At 63.8% G+C, this 17099-nt stretch carries 14 protein-coding genes; 2 read left to right on the top strand and 12 right to left on the bottom strand.

The genetic code is table 11. From position 1 onward, the window contains the following. Window positions 1–3: 3 nt before the first annotated feature. From JET17_RS10340 to galB, 4 genes are all read right to left on the bottom strand, one after another. The gene (locus JET17_RS10340) at window positions 4–1527 is read right to left on the bottom strand and encodes a Fic family protein (protein ID WP_012313915.1); all 1524 of its coding nucleotides are present in this window, start codon (window positions 1525–1527) and stop codon (window positions 4–6) included. A gap of 269 nt (window positions 1528–1796) precedes the next feature. After that, entirely contained in the window at window positions 1797–2909 is a 1113-nt protein-coding gene (locus tag JET17_RS10345; RefSeq protein WP_012313916.1) for a 4-oxalomesaconate tautomerase, read from the bottom strand. A gap of 2 nt (window positions 2910–2911) precedes the next feature. Further along, the gene (locus JET17_RS10350) at window positions 2912–3628 is read right to left on the bottom strand and encodes a 4-carboxy-4-hydroxy-2-oxoadipate aldolase/oxaloacetate decarboxylase (protein WP_012313917.1); all 717 of its coding nucleotides are present in this window, start codon (window positions 3626–3628) and stop codon (window positions 2912–2914) included. Further along, window positions 3625–4401: a 4-oxalmesaconate hydratase gene (gene galB, locus JET17_RS10355; protein ID WP_150105146.1), complete on the bottom strand. Its 777-nt coding sequence runs from the start codon at window positions 4399–4401 to the stop codon at window positions 3625–3627. Before galB ends, JET17_RS10350 begins: the two co-directional genes overlap by 4 nt. A 118-nt stretch (window positions 4402–4519) precedes the next feature. Here galB and JET17_RS10360 point away from each other — a divergent pair, with 118 nt between their 5' ends. Continuing rightward, the gene (locus JET17_RS10360) at window positions 4520–5713 is read left to right on the top strand and encodes a LysR family transcriptional regulator (RefSeq protein WP_012313918.1); all 1194 of its coding nucleotides are present in this window, start codon (window positions 4520–4522) and stop codon (window positions 5711–5713) included. A gap of 42 nt (window positions 5714–5755) precedes the next feature. Here the strand turns inward: JET17_RS10360 and JET17_RS10365 are convergent, their stop codons facing one another. The 3 genes from JET17_RS10365 to katB all read right to left on the bottom strand — a co-directional run bounded on the left by JET17_RS10365 (window position 5756) and on the right by katB (window position 9445). After that, the gene (locus JET17_RS10365; RefSeq protein ID WP_012313919.1) at window positions 5756–7018 is read right to left on the bottom strand and encodes a gallate dioxygenase; all 1263 of its coding nucleotides are present in this window, start codon (window positions 7016–7018) and stop codon (window positions 5756–5758) included. A 268-nt stretch (window positions 7019–7286) separates the two neighbouring features. Next, window positions 7287–7847, bottom strand: coding sequence for an ankyrin repeat domain-containing protein (locus tag JET17_RS10370; protein ID WP_150105120.1), 561 nt, complete (start codon window positions 7845–7847; stop codon window positions 7287–7289). Between the two features lie 56 nt (window positions 7848–7903). Beyond that, complete coding sequence (gene katB / locus JET17_RS10375) at window positions 7904–9445, bottom strand: catalase KatB (protein WP_012313921.1); 1542 nt, start codon at window positions 9443–9445, stop codon at window positions 7904–7906. Between the two features lie 562 nt (window positions 9446–10007). Between katB and JET17_RS10380 the strand changes: the two genes are divergently transcribed. Beyond that, entirely contained in the window at window positions 10008–11081 is a 1074-nt protein-coding gene (locus JET17_RS10380) for an aldo/keto reductase (RefSeq protein ID WP_012313923.1), read from the top strand. A gap of 7 nt (window positions 11082–11088) precedes the next feature. On the opposite strand, the gene JET17_RS10385 is transcribed toward JET17_RS10380, so the two are convergent. From JET17_RS10385 to JET17_RS10405, 5 genes are all read right to left on the bottom strand, one after another. Further along, window positions 11089–12054 carry a carbohydrate kinase family protein gene (locus JET17_RS10385; RefSeq protein ID WP_012313924.1) on the bottom strand — a complete coding sequence of 322 codons (966 nt, stop codon included), beginning with the start codon at window positions 12052–12054 and terminating at the stop codon, window positions 11089–11091. Between the two features lie 41 nt (window positions 12055–12095). After that, the gene (gene xylB, locus JET17_RS10390) at window positions 12096–13586 is read right to left on the bottom strand and encodes a xylulokinase (RefSeq protein ID WP_012313925.1); all 1491 of its coding nucleotides are present in this window, start codon (window positions 13584–13586) and stop codon (window positions 12096–12098) included. Window positions 13587–13601: 15 nt separating this feature from the next. Then, complete coding sequence (locus JET17_RS10395; RefSeq protein WP_012313926.1) at window positions 13602–15077, bottom strand: mannitol dehydrogenase family protein; 1476 nt, start codon at window positions 15075–15077, stop codon at window positions 13602–13604. Between the two features lie 11 nt (window positions 15078–15088). Continuing rightward, window positions 15089–16201 (bottom strand): ABC transporter ATP-binding protein, encoded by a 1113-nt coding sequence (locus JET17_RS10400; RefSeq protein ID WP_012313927.1) that lies wholly within the window; start codon window positions 16199–16201, stop codon window positions 15089–15091. Window positions 16202–16264: 63 nt separating this feature from the next. Continuing rightward, window positions 16265–17098, bottom strand: coding sequence for a carbohydrate ABC transporter permease (locus JET17_RS10405; protein ID WP_012313928.1), 834 nt, complete (start codon window positions 17096–17098; stop codon window positions 16265–16267). Between the last annotated feature and the right edge of the window lies 1 nt (window position 17099).

Here is a 17099-nt window from a genome sequence, read left to right on the forward strand (position 1 = left end):
ACACTATGCATCCGTCTGTGGCTCTGCGCCCTGTTGCGGCTGAGCGGCTGAGCGCTGGGCGGCAAGTACCTGTTGCGCCGTCTGTTCGATATAGTCGAACACTGCCTCGGGGACCCTGTACAGGTACTGCTTACGCCGATTGTTCGATACGCTCCCGCCATTGCTCAGGCACATCATCACCAGGTTTGCGAGGTCGCTGCCGCGAACATCGAATCGCTCATCTACGGCCCTGTAGACGGCGTCATAGTTTTCCAGAAAGGCCGTCTCATCGCGCAGCTCGACCTCTAGCGCCCGCTTTGCCATCAGGCAGGTGAATACAACGCACTGCGTTGCATCCCAGAATCGATAGATCGCGTCAGCGCCGATGAACTCAAATGTAAACTGCTCGTGATCGATCCAGTGCACTTGCCAGTATTCACGCACGGGCCCGGAGTATCCTTGAAGTGTCTCCAGATACAGGCGCTCTTCGCGTTTCATCGCAACCGAAACTGGAAGCAACAGGCCGTTTTCAAGCGCCCCGGAATGGCAAAGAGCCTGGTGGATCAAAAAGCGCGACAAGCGCCCGTTCCCATCCATGAACGGGTGGAGGAACACGAACCCAAATGAAATGATGCTTGCCGCCACAAGCGGATCGATTTGGGTAGGGCCTTCATTGGCGAAGCGCATCAGGCTTTCCATCAACTCGCGGCACAGGCCTGGGGGAGGGGGTACATAGGTCACCCCGGCTGCTCCTTGCATGCCATTGCTAAGGTGGTTCTGCTCGTGTCGAAATGCCGCCGCAAGGTCCAGAGGGTTTGCCACAGTGGCGTTCTGTAAAGTAACCAGATAATCCTCAGTCAGTGGGTGGCGTTCATGGGCCTGGCGCAAGAGCTTGATGAAGCGGCGGGATTTATCTTCGGTTGGGGCTTCCTTTTCGATTGCAAACGAGTCCTGGGTCTCGTGCAGATACGCCCAGTTGATAGCCCTGTCCATCATCAGCGGAGGGAGTGAACCGATGAAGTTCTTCGCCTTGCCGAGAATGTCATGCTCGAGAAGCTCTGTAACTTGCGCAGTGCGCTCTACGGTCGCGCAGTAAGTCAGATCTCCGAGTCCGTTGAACTCCACCCGCCACTTCGAATTTCGCTCACCTGGTCGCGTAATGTACTGTTCTGGGTCGAATAGCTGAGCGAAGCCGCCGCGTACAGGTGAAGGCTGCTCAATGTCTTCACCGGTGAAGGCTTCCCGGAGATAGCAGGCCTTACGGATATAAACGCCATTGGGTGATGCTTCCAGCGCTTGCGAAAAACGTTCAGCAGGGATCTGTGGCAGAGCCTGGGCGAGAATTGAAAGGTTGATACCTTCGTGCTTGAGCGCAAAAAGCACATTCCCAAGCAGGTCGTCCTCTGAGGGCGCCATTCGATGGGGCACCGCGAGCGTGTTCCCGATTTTCTCAATCCGGGTGACCGGTTGTACGATCGCAGGGCGCTTGAGTGCGACCGCAGAGATCTGCAGCCTATCGAGTAGTAGCGAATATCCCGCTGCCCGCATGTACCTTTCCTTCAGTTTGGGCGTGAGCGCTGTGTTTTTTTTAAGTCAGCTCACAAAATCTTCAGATTTCGCGATTATGCCGTTTTTTTCTTCACTTTCCACAGGGCATGTGACGTGGGCTCGCAACGTCCGAAATCTGTGCTTGGATTTTTCTTCAGTTCTGACCAGTGTGGCGAAGTTTTCTTGCCGAGGATGCGAAAATCTTCAGTTTTGCAACCGAGGCAGTTTTTTTCTTGAGTTTTGATGCGCCGCGCGGGCGGCGCCCGATCTCAAGGGTGCTGAAGAAACTGTGGCAAGCACTGCTGCGGCCCACCCCATACATCCCGACCAACACACACAACCCCATCAAACAGCAAACGCGCCGTCCTCACCAACCCGCACTCCTTGATCACCCCCTGTTCCAAGCTGATTTCCACCGTAAATTCACCACTCGGATGCTCCACCGCCAAACGCTGAATATCACCGCCGGACGTGCTGGCAAGCCCCTGTGCAATCGACCCTTCGATCAAACAGGCCGTGGCGACACTCACCGCGCCAAACACCCCGATGGACGCATGGCAACGGTGCGGAATGAACGAGCGGGTATTGACCGTGCCGCCGTTGCGCGGTGCCGACAGCAGGCACATCTTTGGCACATTGCGCTGGCTGACATCACCCAGGTTCATGCGTGGGCCCAGTTGCAGGCGGATGGCTTCCAGGCGCGTTTTCAGTGCACTGTCGGCATCCAGCGTTTCGCACGGCTCGTAGCCGGTCACGCCAAGTTCTTCGGCACGCAGCAGCACCACCGGCATGCCGTTGTCGATGCAGGTCACTTCCACGCCATCGACCCGGTCGCGGCTGTTGCCTGTCGGCAGCAGGGCTCCGCAACTGGCCCCGGCCACGTCGGCAAACGTCACCACCAGTGCCGCCGCTCGGCCTGGCACCCCATCGATACGGGTATCGCCGGCATACTCCACCTGGCCATCGGTGGTCGGCACCTGGGCGACGGCGAGCTGCCCGGTGTTTTCCATGAATATACGCACCGGTGTGCTCGCGCCGCTGGCGGCCACCAGGCCGCGCTCGATGGCGAAGGGCCCTACGCCGGCCAGAATGTTGCCGCAGTTCTGCCCGTAGTCCACCCGTGCTTCGTCCACCACCACCTGCGCGAACAGGTAGTCGACGTCGGCGTCCTCGCGGTGCGAGGCGCGGATGATGGCGACTTTGCTGGTGAGCGAGTCGGCGCCGCCAATGCCGTCGATCTGCCGGGCATCGGGTGAGCCCATCACTGCCAACAGCACGCGGTCACGCAGCGGGCCAGGGGCGGGCAGGTCGTCATGCAGAAAATAGGCACCCTTGGAGGTGCCGCCACGCATCAGCAGGCAAGGTATGCGGGTCTGGCCCATGTTCAGCCTTCCAGGTCAGTGAGGTGCTCGACATAACGCAGGCCCTTCGCCGCCAGGCGCGGGCGCATCTCGTAAATGTCCAGGCCAAGCTCGCCGGCGGCCAGGCGCAGGCGTTTGCCTTCTTCCAGGTCGGCGCGTTGGGTGGCGGCTTCGAGTACCGCCTGGGCTTCGCCATGGCGCACCACCACGACGCCGTCGTCATCGGCAACCACGATGTCACCGGCATTGATCAGCTGCCCGGCGCACAGCAGCGGCAGGTTCACCGAACCCAGCACTTCCTTCACCGTGCCTTGGGCGTTGATGGCGCGGGCCCACACGGCAAAGCCCATGTCGCGCAGTGTCTGGCTGTCGCGCACACCCGCGTCGATCACCAGGCCGCGAACGCCGCGGGCCTGCAGCGAGGTCGCCAGCAGGTCGCCGAAATAGCCATCGCTGCACGGCGAGCTGGGCGCTACTACGAGTACGTCGCCCGGGCGGCACTGCTCCACGGCCACATGGAACATCCAGTTGTCGCCAGGGGCTACCAGCACGGTAACCGCGCTGCCGGCCACTGCCACAGCTTGCTGGATGGGGCGCACGGCGGTATTGAACAGCCCCTTGCGACCTTGGGCTTCATGCACCGTGGCCACGCCCAGCCGGCCCAAGGCATCGATCAGTTCCTGCTCGACGCGCGGGATATTACGTACCACGATGCCGGTCTTGCCGATCAGCCCGCTCATGCCAGGTTCTCCGTCACCCGTGGGAACACGCTCTGCAGGCCTTCGGCGTAGACGATGTTGCGTGCGCTGGTGATGCCTACGTTACGCTTGGCCTGCACGCCGCGCTGCAGAGCCACGCGGGTGTAGTACTCCCAGAGGTGTTCCTGGCCGGCCATGCACTGGATGGCGGCATACTTTTTGTCCCACACCGGGGTGATGTCCAGGAAGGTGTCCGGGCGCCATTCGCACTGCTCAGGCTGGTGCGGCTCAAAGGCGTACACGGGCGGTGCGCCAACGATTTTCTCGCCCGGCTTGTAGCCTTCGGCCTGGGCGATGATGCGGGCCTCCTGGGCCAGGTGCATGGCCAGCGGGTGGTCGTAGTTGTAGGGGTCTTTCAACGAATGGCTGAGCACGAACTCCGGTTGTACCCGGCGATACACATCGGCCAGGCGGAACAGGGTGTCCTTGTCGGCGCGCATCGGGTAGTCGCCGATATCGAAGAACTCCACGCTGGCGCCGAGGATTTCGGCTGCTGCCATGGCTTCCTCACGGCGTGCGTCCTTGACCTTGGCTTCGGTCATTTCACCCTTGCGCCACAGCTTGGCAGACTCGCCACGCTCACCGAACGACAGGCAAACCACGTGCATGGCATAGCCTTGCTCAGCGTGCAACGCAATGGCGCCACCGGCACGCCAGACAAAGTCGGCGGAATGTGCACTGACCACCAGGGCGGATTTTTGTGGGGTATTCATTGTGCGTTGGCTCCTGCAGTGGGGTTTTACGCAGGATGTCATCGGCATGGGCGAGGCACTAATGCGTTCACTTGCAGCGGCTATGCGTTTTATTTATTGCCTGGCAAGAAGGGTAGGGGCATAGTCGCCCCAGTCACGAGCCGGGCGCCGGGGAAGCCTTATGATCGACGTCGAACTGCCCAACCTGATGCAAGTACGCGCGTTCATCCGGGTCGCCGAGTTGGGCAGCGTTTCGCGGGCGACGCAGGTGTTGTTCCGTGCTCAGTCCGTGGTCACCCGGGCCATCGCCGAGCTGGAGGCGCGGTTCGCTGTTCCGCTGTTCGAGCGCCATGCCAATGGCATGCGCCTGACCGACTATGGCGAGTGCCTGCTGCCGCGTGCACAGCGCGTGCTGGCGGAACTGGACGGCGTGCCGGGGTTGATGGGCACCGCGCAGGGCGAGCCCCTGTATCTGTTTCAGGCGCGGCGCCTGCAGGTGTTCGTGAAACTCTGTGAAACACGGCACATGCAAACCGTGGCGCGGCACTTCGGCCTTAGCCAGCCGGCCGTCAGTGCTGCTTTGAAAGTGCTCGAAGGCGGGTGCGGGCAGCCCTTGTTCGTGCGCACGTCGCGCGGCCTGCAGCCCACTGTGGCCAGCCGGGACATTCTTTTCCCCATCCGCCGGGCGCTGAACGAGTTGCGCCACCTGGACAGTGACCTGAGTGCGATGCAAGGCACCCTGCGCGGGGTGGTGCATGTCGGCGCGTTACCCTTGGGCCGCTCGCGCATTCTGCCGGAGGCCATTTTGCGTTTTACCGCCCAGCACCTACAGGTCCGGGTGGTGACCAACGAAAGCCCGTTCGACCTGCTGGCAACCGAATTACGGGTAGGGGATGTGGACTTCGTGCTGGGCGCCTTGCGGCCTCACGACTATGCCAGCGACCTGGTGGGCGAGCCGCTCATCAACGAGGAAATGGTGTTGCTGGCCCGCCGGGGGCACCCGCTGTTGCACACCCCCCTTACGCTCAAGGGCGTGCACCAGGCGCGCTGGGTGTTGCCGCGGGCCGGCTCGCCGGCGCGCGGGCTGCTAGACAACTGCTTCGCCGCCGCTGGCCTGCCAGCGCCGTGGCCGGTGGTGGAAAGCGCTGATCTGGCGGTTATCCGTGGCCTGCTGGTGCGTTCAGACATGCTGGCGGCGGTGTCTGCGCACCAGTTGGCGTACGAGATTGCCAGCGGCGAGCTGCAACGCCTGCCGCTGGTACTGCCCGGTACTGCCCGCGCCATCGGCCTCATGCAGCGCAGTGGCTGCCTGCAGTCACCGGCGGCGGTCGCGCTGATGGCCTGTATCCGCCAGGTGATCACCGAGCATGCCTGAGCCGGACTGGGGCCTTGGAGCGGGCTCAACGGGCTGCGTCGGTCAGCTGGACGCCTTGCCAGCGACCGAGTAGCGAACCTGCTGGTTGCGGGTCTTCATGAAGTCTTCGATGCTCTGCCCGCGCATGGCGGCGTAGATGTCCAGGTTGGACACACCCAGCACGGCGCCCAGCTTCTCCAGCACGAAGAAGATCACCCCATAGTGGATCAACCCGCGCCAGTCGCGGCGGCGCAGCAGGTCGCTTTCCTCTTCACTCAGGCCTGCCTCGCGGTACAGCGCTTCGGGCTCGCTCAGGAAGCGCTGGCGCCACTGCGGCTCGATCATCCGGTGCAGGAACTTGTTCAGGCGGTAGCCTTTGGCACTGCGCTCCAGGGTGTAGGGGTAGGTGCCTTGGAGCTGCTGCGCCCCTGCCAGCTGATGCTGCATGTGTTGGCGGTGACGTTCGTTGACCGGCGCCGGCAGCGCCTGGTCGCGGTTTTCCAGCAGCAGGGTGGCGATGCCGGTCATCGACGGCAGGTAGTAGCTCTGGTGCTTGCGCTCGACATTGCTAGACAACGCGCCACGCATGATCAGCCAGGTGATCACCTCGGCGCCTTCCATACCGCCGAGCGCGGCGTACTCGGCCAGCGTCATCTCGGTAAGGCGCTGCGGGTCGTTGACCAGCAGGTCGAGGAACTGCGCGTCCCACTCCGGGTTGTTGAAGCCGCAACGCTCGCCATGCACCTGGTGTGATACTCCGCCGGTGGCGACGATCGCCACCTTGAGGTCCTCGGGGTAGCTTTCGATTGCGCGGCGTAAGGCTTGGCCCAGTTTGTAGCAGCGTCGCGCCGTGGGGATCGGCAACTGCAGCACGCCGACCTGCAGCGGCACGATCTGTACAGGCCAGCTTTCATCGCAGGGCAGCAGCGCCGACATGGGCGAGAAGAAGCCGTGGTCCAGCGGCTTGTCGCGGAAGAAGCTCATGTCGAACTCATCGGCCATCAGGCTCTGGCCGATGTGCCGCGACAGCGCTGCGTGGCCGCCTACTGGCGGCAGATCCCGAGGGTTACCGCCCTCATCGGCCACGCCGTATTGCTCGTCCACGCCCAGGATGAAGGCACTGTAATGGTCAAAGAAGAACGAGGTGACGTGGTCGTTGAAGATGTAGAAAAGTACGTCCGGCTGGCGCTGCTGCAGCCAGTTGCGGATCGGCTCGAAGCTTTCGAAGATCGGCGCCCAGGCGGCTTCTTCCTGTTTGTCGTGGTCGACTGCGAAGCCGATGGTCGGGGTGTGGGAGACGGCCAGGCCACCAATGATACGAGCCATGCGAAAGTCCTCTGTTACAGGTTACGGCGCGGTTACTGCAGAGGGCGTGCGCTGCCGGGCGTGGCCGTTGGCCAGGATCGCCAGGGCAGCGGCGAATGCCGGCAGGCCGCCCCGGGGTAGCCAATTACCCGCCGGGCTACGGCGAGACGGCGACTGTAATCCCACGGTTCAGGCAGCGCCTGCGGGATTTTCTTAACGAGATATCCAATTTTCTTATCGCAGTCGTCTGGCGGTGTGCCGGCAAGTGGCATTGCAGAATGCGCAGCCCTCAGCGTTGCGCTGATACGCCGTTGAGCTCACCCTGTTGCAGGCTTTGCACGCTGTTGCCCAATGCATCTGTTGCTTCGATATCAGCGCCATGGGCCGTCAGCGCGTCGAGCAATTCCTTGCGCTGAAACATGACCGCATACATGGCTGCTGTCTGGCCTGCGCCATTGCGCTGGTCAGGGTTGCATGTGGCGTCGATCAGGCGCCTGGCAATGCGCACCTCGCCTTTGAAGATTGCCCCCATCAACGCAGTGTTACCCCGCTTGTCCTGGGCGCATGGGTCGGCGCCGGCCGCCAGCAATTGTTCCACGGCTGCTTGCTGACCGTGGTAGGCCGCCAGAATCAGGCCTGTGTAGCCTTTTTCGTCAGGGGTATCCAGGTTGTAGCCCGCCTGGATGAATGTTTTGAGCATTGCTTCATCCCCGCGGCGTGCGGCCCCGAAGAAGTAATCGCGCAACCGCTGCTCGGTGTTGGTGTCTTGCCCTTGGGGCGGCAGTGGCTCTTGTGCCTGGGCGGTGAGGATCAGCAAGCCGCACACGGCTGCCATCATCCATTTGTGCATGGTGTTTACCTGCGTAGAAACGAAGAGCGGGCCGTCGGCCCGCTCAGTCATTGCAATCAGTCCTGCAGCTTCGCTGCCAGCTGCTGAACGCGCTTGAGGTCTGCCTTGGCCACACTGGCCAGGCCTGCACCGTAGTCGCTATCGGCCTTGTAGAAGAACGACAGCATGATGTAGCGGCTTTCCTCGTCAGTCACTGCCAGGGCCTGGCCCAGGCTGTTGATCAGGTCGGTCTGTTCCTTCTTGTTGTAGGAACGGAACAGCTCGCCGGTCTGCTTGAAGTTCTGCTCGCGCTGGATCTTCGCCTGCTGGGTGCTGCCCACCAGCGGGGTAGGCACATAGCGGGCGCTGGCCTGCTCTTCACGCGGCTGCAGGCGGCTTGGCTGGTAGTTGACGCCCGTGGTGGTGTGGCCCGCGTTGGCCTGGCCATCCTGGTTGACGTTATTGACCGGGAGGCGCGGCTGGTTGACTGGCAAGCCCAGGCCGTTGGCGCCAATGCGGTACATCTGGGTGTCGGCATAGGCGAACAGGCGGCCTTGCAGCAGGCGGTCTTCAGACGGTTCGATACCTGGCACCAGGTTCGACGGCGCCATGGCGACCTGCTCGGTTTCCTGGAAGAAGTTGTCGACGTTGCGGTTCAGCACCATCTGGCCGATCTTGCGCTCTGGCACGTTCGGCCAGATCTTGGTGGCATCGAGCGGGTCGAAGTCGAACTTGGCCAGGTCTTCGGGCTTGAGCACCTGGATGTACAGGTCCCATTTGGGGAACTTGCCGTCCTTGATCGCGCTGACCAGGTCGTTGGTCATGTGGCTGTAATCACGGCCCTGGACCTGCTCGACTTGTTTGGGGTCAAGGTTCTTCTGGCCTTGCAGGCTCTTCCAGTGGAACTTCACGTAGTGCACTTGGCCTTTGCTGTTGACCAGCTTGTAGGCATGCACGCTGTTGCCGTCCATTTCGCGGTAGCTGGCCGGGGTACCCTCGTTGGAGTACAGCAGCGTCAAGGTACGGGTGGCTTCTGGTACGTGGGAGAAGAAGTCGAAGCGGCGGGAGTCGTCATCGAGGTTGGTGCGTGGGTCAGGCTTGAACGCGTGCACCATGTCCGGGAACTTGATGGCGTCGCGGATGAAGAAGGTCGGGAAGTTGTTGCCTACCAGGTCCCAGTTGCCGTCTGCGGTGTAGAACTTGGTGGCGAAGCCGCGTGGGTCACGCAGGGTTTCGGGCGAGTGGTTGCCGTGCACCACGGCAGAAAAGCGCACGAACACCGGTGTTTTCTCACCTGGGCGGAAGACTTTGGCGATGCTCAGGTCGCTTATGTCGGCGCTGGCGGTGAACTCACCGTGCACCCCGGTACCACGGGCGTGCACCACCCGCTCTGGAATGCGCTCGCGGTCGAAGCGCTGCAGCTTCTGCAGCAAGTTGGCGTCTTGCAGCAGCACCGCGCCGTTGGCGCCGGCCGTTTGCGAATTCTGGTTGTCACCAACCGGTGCACCGCTGTCGCGGGTCAGGGTCGCGGCCTGGACGGACATCGTCAGCAGGCTGGCGGCCAGGCTTGCTGCAACCAGCAGGCGGCCGGGTTGGAAATGCTTTAGCACAGGGGTCATCGAGAAGCTCCATAGGCTCAATCGGGCGTTTTTGAATGCGCCCGCAGAGGATAATGAGCGTTGCATGCCCCCCTAAATTGATACTGCGCATCAGCACGATTGGCAATTTCAATTCAGCTTTTTATGCACTTGTTGCTAGGTGAGGACTGACGGTACGTCGGCAATCTCACTTGAACTGCCCTCTCACAGGAATGCCTAACGCACATCAACCCGAGGGCAAGCACCATGACTGAGCACAAAGACGACCCGAAACAAAGCCAGGTTCCGGCCCATTCCACGGAAGAGGAAAAGGCTAGGCTCAAGGACAAGAACAAGGACGGTATCCCGCCTGGCGCTGAGTGAAGCCTTGAGGTTGGGGCCGCTTTGCGGCCCATCGCCGGCAAGCCGGCTCCCACAGGTCTAGCGCGCAGCTCAAGAACTGCGCGGTCCGTGTAGGAGCCGGCTTGCCGGCGATGGGCTGCGTAGCAGCCCTGAAACGCGTAAGGGTAACCAATCAGATTGAACGTTTCAGCAATCCGCCCCGTCGGTACTTCCAAGTCGTTCGCATTTGGAGGCACTACCCATGAAGTACCGCGCACTCGGCAACACTGGCCTGCTGGTTTCTGAACTGGTGGTCGGCACGGTCCCGTTCGGCGGGCGTGGCGCATTCGAGAAAACCGGCAGCGTGGACGTGGCACTGGCCCGGCGCATGTTCGACATGGCCTTCGACGCGGGGGTCAACCTGGTCGACACGGCAGACCTGTACTCCCACGGCCTGGCCGAAGAGATCGTCGGCCAGGCGCTGGGTGAGCGGCGCCAGTCGGTCATCCTCGCCACCAAGGCGCGCAGCCCGATGGGGGACAACCCCAACGACAGCGGCGCCTCGCGCTATCACCTGATCCGTGCCTGCGAGGCCAGCCTCAAGCGCTTGGGCACCGACCATATCGACCTCTACCAGATCCACAACTGGGACGGCATCACGCCTGTGGAAGAGACCTTGGCCGCCCTTGAGCACTTGGTGCAAAGCGGCAAGGTGCGTTACTTCGGCACGTCCAACTACACCGCCTGGCAGATGATGAAAACCCTCGGCAGTGCTCGGCTCAACGGCTGGCAGCAGCCGGTTTCCCAGCAGATCTACTACACCCCCGAAGCCCGTGAAGCGGAGTACGAGCTACTGCCGATGGCACTCGACCAAGGCCTTGCCACGCTGGTGTGGGGGCCGCTGGGGGAGGGCTTGCTGACCGGCAAGGTGCGGCGCGGGCAACAGACGCCGGCCGGCACGCGACAGGGCAATGATTGGCCGGAACCCTACGTGCACGACAGAGAGCGGGCCTACGACATCATCGAGGCGCTGATCGAGGTTGGGCGGCGGCATGGCTGCTCGCCGGCGCGGGTGTGCCTGGCCTGGCTCAAGGACCGACCAGGCATCACCAGTGTCATCACGGCCGGTCGCACCGCCGAGCAGTTGCACGACAACCTGCAGGCGGTGGAGCTGGTGCTGACAGGCCAGGACCTTGAGCAGATCGAGCGGGTGACGCGGATCGCGCCGCAGTATCCGTACTGGCATCGCATCGCGGCGAAAATGGACCGCATCGACCCGGCGGAGGCGCCGTTCATTGCCCTGCATCGGCAAACGATGAAGCAGCACAAACCCTGATCCGCAATCAGCCCGATGTACCGCTGGCCTGTGGCATGCACGAAAGCTCGCCTGCAAAAGGCAGGTCCGGCCCGGCCCTGGAACAGGTCACCGCCGCCGCCCCAATGGCGTAGGCCAGCATCGCATCGACCGTCTCGCGCGCCAGCATCGCCACACCCATCGGGCTGTCCGCACCCAGCCGAGCCAGGCAGGCCAGCACGGCCGCCTGGAACGTATCCCCGGCCCCCACGGTGTCGCGAACCGGCAGTGAGCTGTCCGCCGGCCGGTGCCAGGACCCGTGCGCACAATGCACGCTGGCACCCTCGGCCCCGTGGGTCACGAACACCAGCCGGCAGCGCTCGTTCAACCAGCCACGGGCTACCTCGCCAGCGTCGCGCCCCGGGTACAGCACCTGCAGGTCTTCCTCGCTGGCCTTGATCAAATGTGCATGCGCAGCAAACGCTTCAACGCGCCTGCGCCACAGCGCCACATCAGGCTGCGGATTCAGGCGTACGTTCGGGTCCAGGCTGATCAGCCGCTGGTCGCGTTCGCGTTCCACCAGTGCCAGCAACGTGTCGGCCACGGGTGTCACCACCAGTGTGTACGATCCCACGTGCAGCCCGCGCACGCGCTCATCCAGTACCGGCAGATGCTCCAGCCGCACCTGCCGGTCGGCGCAGCCTTCGCCGCGGAACTGGTACTGCGCCGAGCCGTTGGCATCCAGGCCGACCATGGCCAGGGTGGTGGGTGCATCGCTGGTCACCAGGTGCTGGCAATTCACGCCTTCTTCCTCCAGTACCCGGCGCAGGCGTGCGCCAAGGTGGTCGCTGGACAGTCCGCCGAACAACCCTGCGGCAACGCCCAGCCTGCGCAGGCCGACGGCGACGTTGAACGGCGAACCGCCGGCAATCGCGGTAAAGCCCAGCTCTGCGCTGCGCGGGCTGTTTTCCAGGCTGAACACATCGAACAATGCCTCGCCACATACCAAATACATGAAGTTCTCCCAAACAGAAAAGCGTAAGGACAGTACCGCGATCAGTGCGCAGGCAGGTGATCCAGGTAGCGTCTGTAGGCCACACCATAGGCGGCCTGCTGCGCCAGACGTGGCAGGGTGCGGGTGCTTTCGTCCAGCTCGACGCAGCGCTCGCACAGGGCCTGGAGGCTGTCGCCGTGGCCCAGTTGGCGGCCAAGGCTCCAGGCAGCCTGAATTGCCGCCCCCAGCGCGGCGGCTTCGGTCTGGCGCGGGCACACCACTGGCAGGCCGAGCAGATTGGCCAGTACCTGGCGCCACAGCTCGCTTTTTGCCGCCCCGCCCACCAGGCGGATTTCGCTGCCCTGCAGGCCGCTGGCGTGCAGCAGGTCCAGGCCATAGCGCAGGCTGAAGCAAGTGCCTTCGAGCACGGCCCGGCACAGGTTGGCGCGTGTCAGGTTGGCGCTGGTCATACCATGCAGGCTGGCGCTGGCAGTAGGCAGCGCGGGTACCCGTTCGCCATCGAAGAATGGCAGCATCAACAGGCCTTCGGCACCGACCGGGGCTTGGGCGGCGAGGGCTGTGAAGCGGGTGAGGTCCAGCTCAAGCAGGTCACGTACCAGCGCGCAGGCGTTGGTCAGGTTCATCGTGCAGACCAAGGGCAACCAGCCACCGCTGGAGGCGCAGAAGTTCGCCACCTCGCCCTTGGGGTTGAACTGGGCATGGTCGGCGTAAGCTGCCAGGGTACCCGAGGTGCCCAGGCTGAGGGTAATCATGCCAGGGCTGATATTGCCGGTACCGATGGCGCTGAGCATGTTGTCGCCGCCGCCGGTGGCCACCCAGGCGTGAGGGTTCAGCCCCAGGCCTGCGGCGGCCTGCTCGCGCAGCGGACCGACGCAGTCGCCGGGTGCGAGCAGCTCGGGCAGTGCCGCCAGCAGGCGCTCGCCCGGTTCGATGTGTTGCAGCACATCGGTTGCCCAGGTGTTGTGGTGCACGTTGTAGTAACCGGTGCCAGACGCATCGCCCGGCTCGCTGCAGGCGCGGCCTGTCAGCCAGTAATTGAGGTAATCGTGGGGCAGCAGCACATGGGCCAGGCGGGCGAACAGGTCGGGGAAGCTGCGTTTGCTCCACAGCAGTTTGGACACGGTATAGCCCGGCGCAATCACCAGCCCCAGGCGTTCGATCGAGCCCTGCGGGCCGCCGAGCACGTTCAGCAGCTTCTGGTTTTCTGCCGTGGTTTCGGTGTCGCACCAGAGCTTGGCCGGGCGCAGTACCTGGCCTTGGGCGTCCAGCATCACCAGGCCATGCTGCTGGCCGGATACCGCCAGCGCACGGATGGCCTGGCCATTGACGCCGGCCCCATGCAGCGCGCCAGCGACTGCCGTGTGCAGGGCGGCGAGCCAGTCGGCCGGGTCTTGCTCGCGGCGCCCGTCGCGGCCCCGTGCAGGCGCGTGCGCGGCACTACCAAGGCCCAGCACCCGGCCACTGCCAGCGTCCAGCACCAGCGCCTTGGTGCCCTGGGTGCCGCAATCAATGCCGAGAAACAGTCCTTCCATTGCGTGTGCTCCGGGTCAGTCGCCAAGCACTCGGCGCAGCGTTTCGCTCACGCCAACCTCACACAGGCTGTCATACAGGCGCTCGAAAGCGCTGACGAAGGCGCCGGAGGCGGGGATGACCGTGCCAAATATCGTCTCGTCGCCCAGCACCCGGGCAGCAAGCCCATCACGCTGCACCACCCGTGCCTGGCACTGGGCCGCGCGTGGGTCGGGGATGGCATAGGCGCTGCCCTGTTCGTCTACCCCGCCCAGGTACAGGGCCCAGGCCGCTACCACCAGGGCCACGCGGTCCAGCGGTTGGCCCTCGGCAATCAGCTGGTTGGCGGTGGGGACGATGTACTTGGGAAATTTCGATGAGCCGTCCGAGCACACCCGCTCCAGCTGGTCGGCGATGGCGCGGTTGGCGAAGCGCTCGGTGAGGCTGTCCTTGTAGCGTTCCAGGTCGATGCCGGGCGCCGGGGCAAGCTGCGGCGTCACGTCCAGGTCCATGAACGTGCGCATGTAGCGGCGCAGCAGTGGGTCGGCAAGGGTCTCGTGGACCAGGCGGTAGCCCTGCAGGAAGCCCAGGTAGGTCAGTGCCAGGTGGCTGCCGTTGAGCAGCTTGATTTTCATTTCTTCATAGGGCGTGACGTCGTCGGTGAACTGCACACCGACCTTTTCCCACGCTGGGCGCCCGGCTACGAATTTGTCTTCCACCACCCACTGCAGGAACGGCTCGCACACCACTGGCCAGGCATCCTCGACGCCGTGGCGCTCGAACAGTTGTTGGCGGTGGTCGCTGCTGGTCATTGGCGTGATGCGGTCGACCATAGCGTTGGGGAAGCTCACGTTCTCACCTATCCAGCGGGCCAGGTGCGGGTCAAGCAACTGGGCGAAGGCCAGCAGGGCCTTGCGCGCGACCGCACCATTGTGCGGCAGGTTGTCGCAGGACATCACCGTGAACGGCCCCACGCCGGCTTCGCGGCGCCGCCGCAGCGCTTCGCAGAGAAAGCCGAACACGCCTTGCGGGGCCTGCGGGTTGGCCAGATCGTGCCGGACCTGCGCCAGGTCAGCGCGAAACTCGCCGGTGCTGTCGTCGATGCAGTAGCCGCCTTCGGTGATGGTCAGCGAGACGATACGTACGCCGGGCTCGGCCAGTTTGGCCAGCAGCGCTTGGGCGTCGTCATCGGCCAGGAGCATGTCATTGAGGGCACCGATCACCCGCACTTCGGTGTCGGGTTGGTCGTCCAGCACGAACAGGGTGTACAGGTAGCCCTGCGCCGCCAGGGCGTCGCGCATGGCGCGGTCTTCGCTGCGCAGGCCGGCGCCGCAGATGGCCCAGTCCAGGCCTTCGCCGCGGTTCATCAGGGCGTCGGTGTAGGCCGCCTGATGGGCACGGTGAAACCCACCTACACCAATGTGCACGATGCCCTGGCGCAGCTGCGAGGGCGTGTAGGAAGGGCGGGCGACCGTGGGCGCCAGCAGGTCGAGGTGGTGCGGGTCGAGTTTCATCGTGTGTGTCCTCAGGCCGCTTGCTGCAGGCGTTTGTCCAAGGCCTGGCCGTTGCTGTCGAACAGGTGGCAGTGGCCTGGGTCGAACGTCAGTTCCAGGGGCTCGCCGAAGGCCGGCGCAAAGTCGCCGCGCACCCGTACGGTGAGCATTTCCCCGGAGCCGGCACGTACATGGCAGTAGCTGTCGCTGCCCAGGCGCTCACTGACGTCGGCAGTCACCTGCAGCAAGCCGGGTGTGCCTTGCCCGGCGCTGGCGATGTTCAGGTGCTCCGGGCGGATGCCCAGTGTCACGGGGCTGCCAGCGGGCAGACCGTCCGCGCACAGCGCCAAGCTGACACGGGCGCCGCATTCAAGGGTGACCTCGCACGATGTGCCCTGGCTGTGGCTCACGTGGCCGCGCAAAAAGCCCATTTTCGGGGTGCCGAGAAAGCCTGCGACGAACAGGTTGGCCGGGTGGTGGTACAGCTCCAGCGGCGAGCCGACCTGCTCGATGCGCCCGCCGTTGAGCACCACCACCTTGTCGGCCAGGGTCATCGCCTCGACCTGGTCGTGGGTCACGTAGATCATGGTCGCGGCCAGCTCCTGGTGCAGGCGCGCGAGCTCCAGGCGCATCTGCACGCGCAGGGCGGCGTCAAGGTTCGACAGCGGCTCGTCGAACAGGAAAATCTTTGGGTTGCGCACGATCGCCCGGCCGATCGCCACCCGCTGACGCTGGCCACCCGACAGTTGGCGCGGCTTGCGTTCGAGCAGCGGTTGCAGTTCGAGGATGCGCGCGGCGTTGTCGACCTTGGCCTGCACCTCACGCTTGTCCACGCCGGCCAGGTCCAGGGCGAACGACAGGTTCTTGCGTACGGTCATGTGTGGGTAAAGCGCGTAGGTCTGGAACACCATGGCCAGGTCGCGTTTGGCCGGGGCGGTGTCAGTGATGTCGACGCCGTCCAGGGTGATGTGGCCGCCGCTGACTTCCTCAAGGCCGGCGATCAGCCGCAGCAGTGTCGACTTGCCACACCCGGACGGGCCGACGAACACCACGAACTCACGGTCGCGCACCTCCAGGTCGATGCCCTTGATGATGGCGTGGCCATCGAAGCCTTTGTGCAGGTTGCGGATCTTCAGGTCAGCCATGGCGAATGTCCTCTGCGGCGGCCCGCAATAGGGGGATTGAACAGGTGTCGTGTGGGAGCCGGTTCATTTCACGGCGCCGAACGAAAGGCCGCGCACCAGCTGCTTCTGGCTGATCCAGCCGAAAATCAGGATGGGTGCGCAGGCCAGGGTCGAGACGGCCGAGAGCTTGGCCCAGAACAGCCCCTCCGGGCTTGAGTAGGAGGCCACCAGCGCGGTTAGTGGGGCGGCAGCCGAGGAGGTCAGGTTGAGCGACCAGAACGCCTCGTTCCAGCACAGGATCAACGACAGCAGCACGGTCGAGGCAAGCCCGCCGCGAGCGATCGGCAGCAACACGCGGACGATTTCCTGCCAGGTCCCGGCACCGTCCAGGCGCGCGGCTTCCAGGATGTCCACCGGGATGTCCTTGAAGTAGGTGTACACCATCCACACCACGATCGGCAGGTTGATCAGGGTGTAGACGATGATCAGCGCCAGGCGCGAGTCGAGCAGGCCGAACTGTTTGGCCAGCAGGTAGATCGGCATCAGCACGCCCACCGGCGGCAGCATCTTGGTCGACAGCATCCACAGCAGCGTGCGCTTGGTGTGGCGGGTTTCGAAAAAGGCCATGGAGTAGGCCGCCGGCACTGCGACAAGCATGCACAGCGCGGTTGCCGAGAAGGCGATCAGCACCGAATTCCAGGCGTAGGCGAAGTAGTCGCTGCGCTCGTTGATGTGCAGGTAGTTCTCCAGTGTTGGCGCGAAGATGAACTGCGGTGGTGTAGCGAAGGCGTCGAGCTCGGTCTTGAAGCTGGTCAGCAGCATCCAGAAGATCGGGAAGAAGATCACCAGGGCGATGCCCCAGCACAGCAGGCCGATCAATGCGTCGCGCAGGCGGCGGGTTTGCTTGAGTGGCAGCATG

It is taken from the genome of Pseudomonas putida, from assembly GCF_016406145.1.
Classification (GTDB): Bacteria; Pseudomonadota; Gammaproteobacteria; order Pseudomonadales; family Pseudomonadaceae; genus Aquipseudomonas; species Aquipseudomonas putida_E.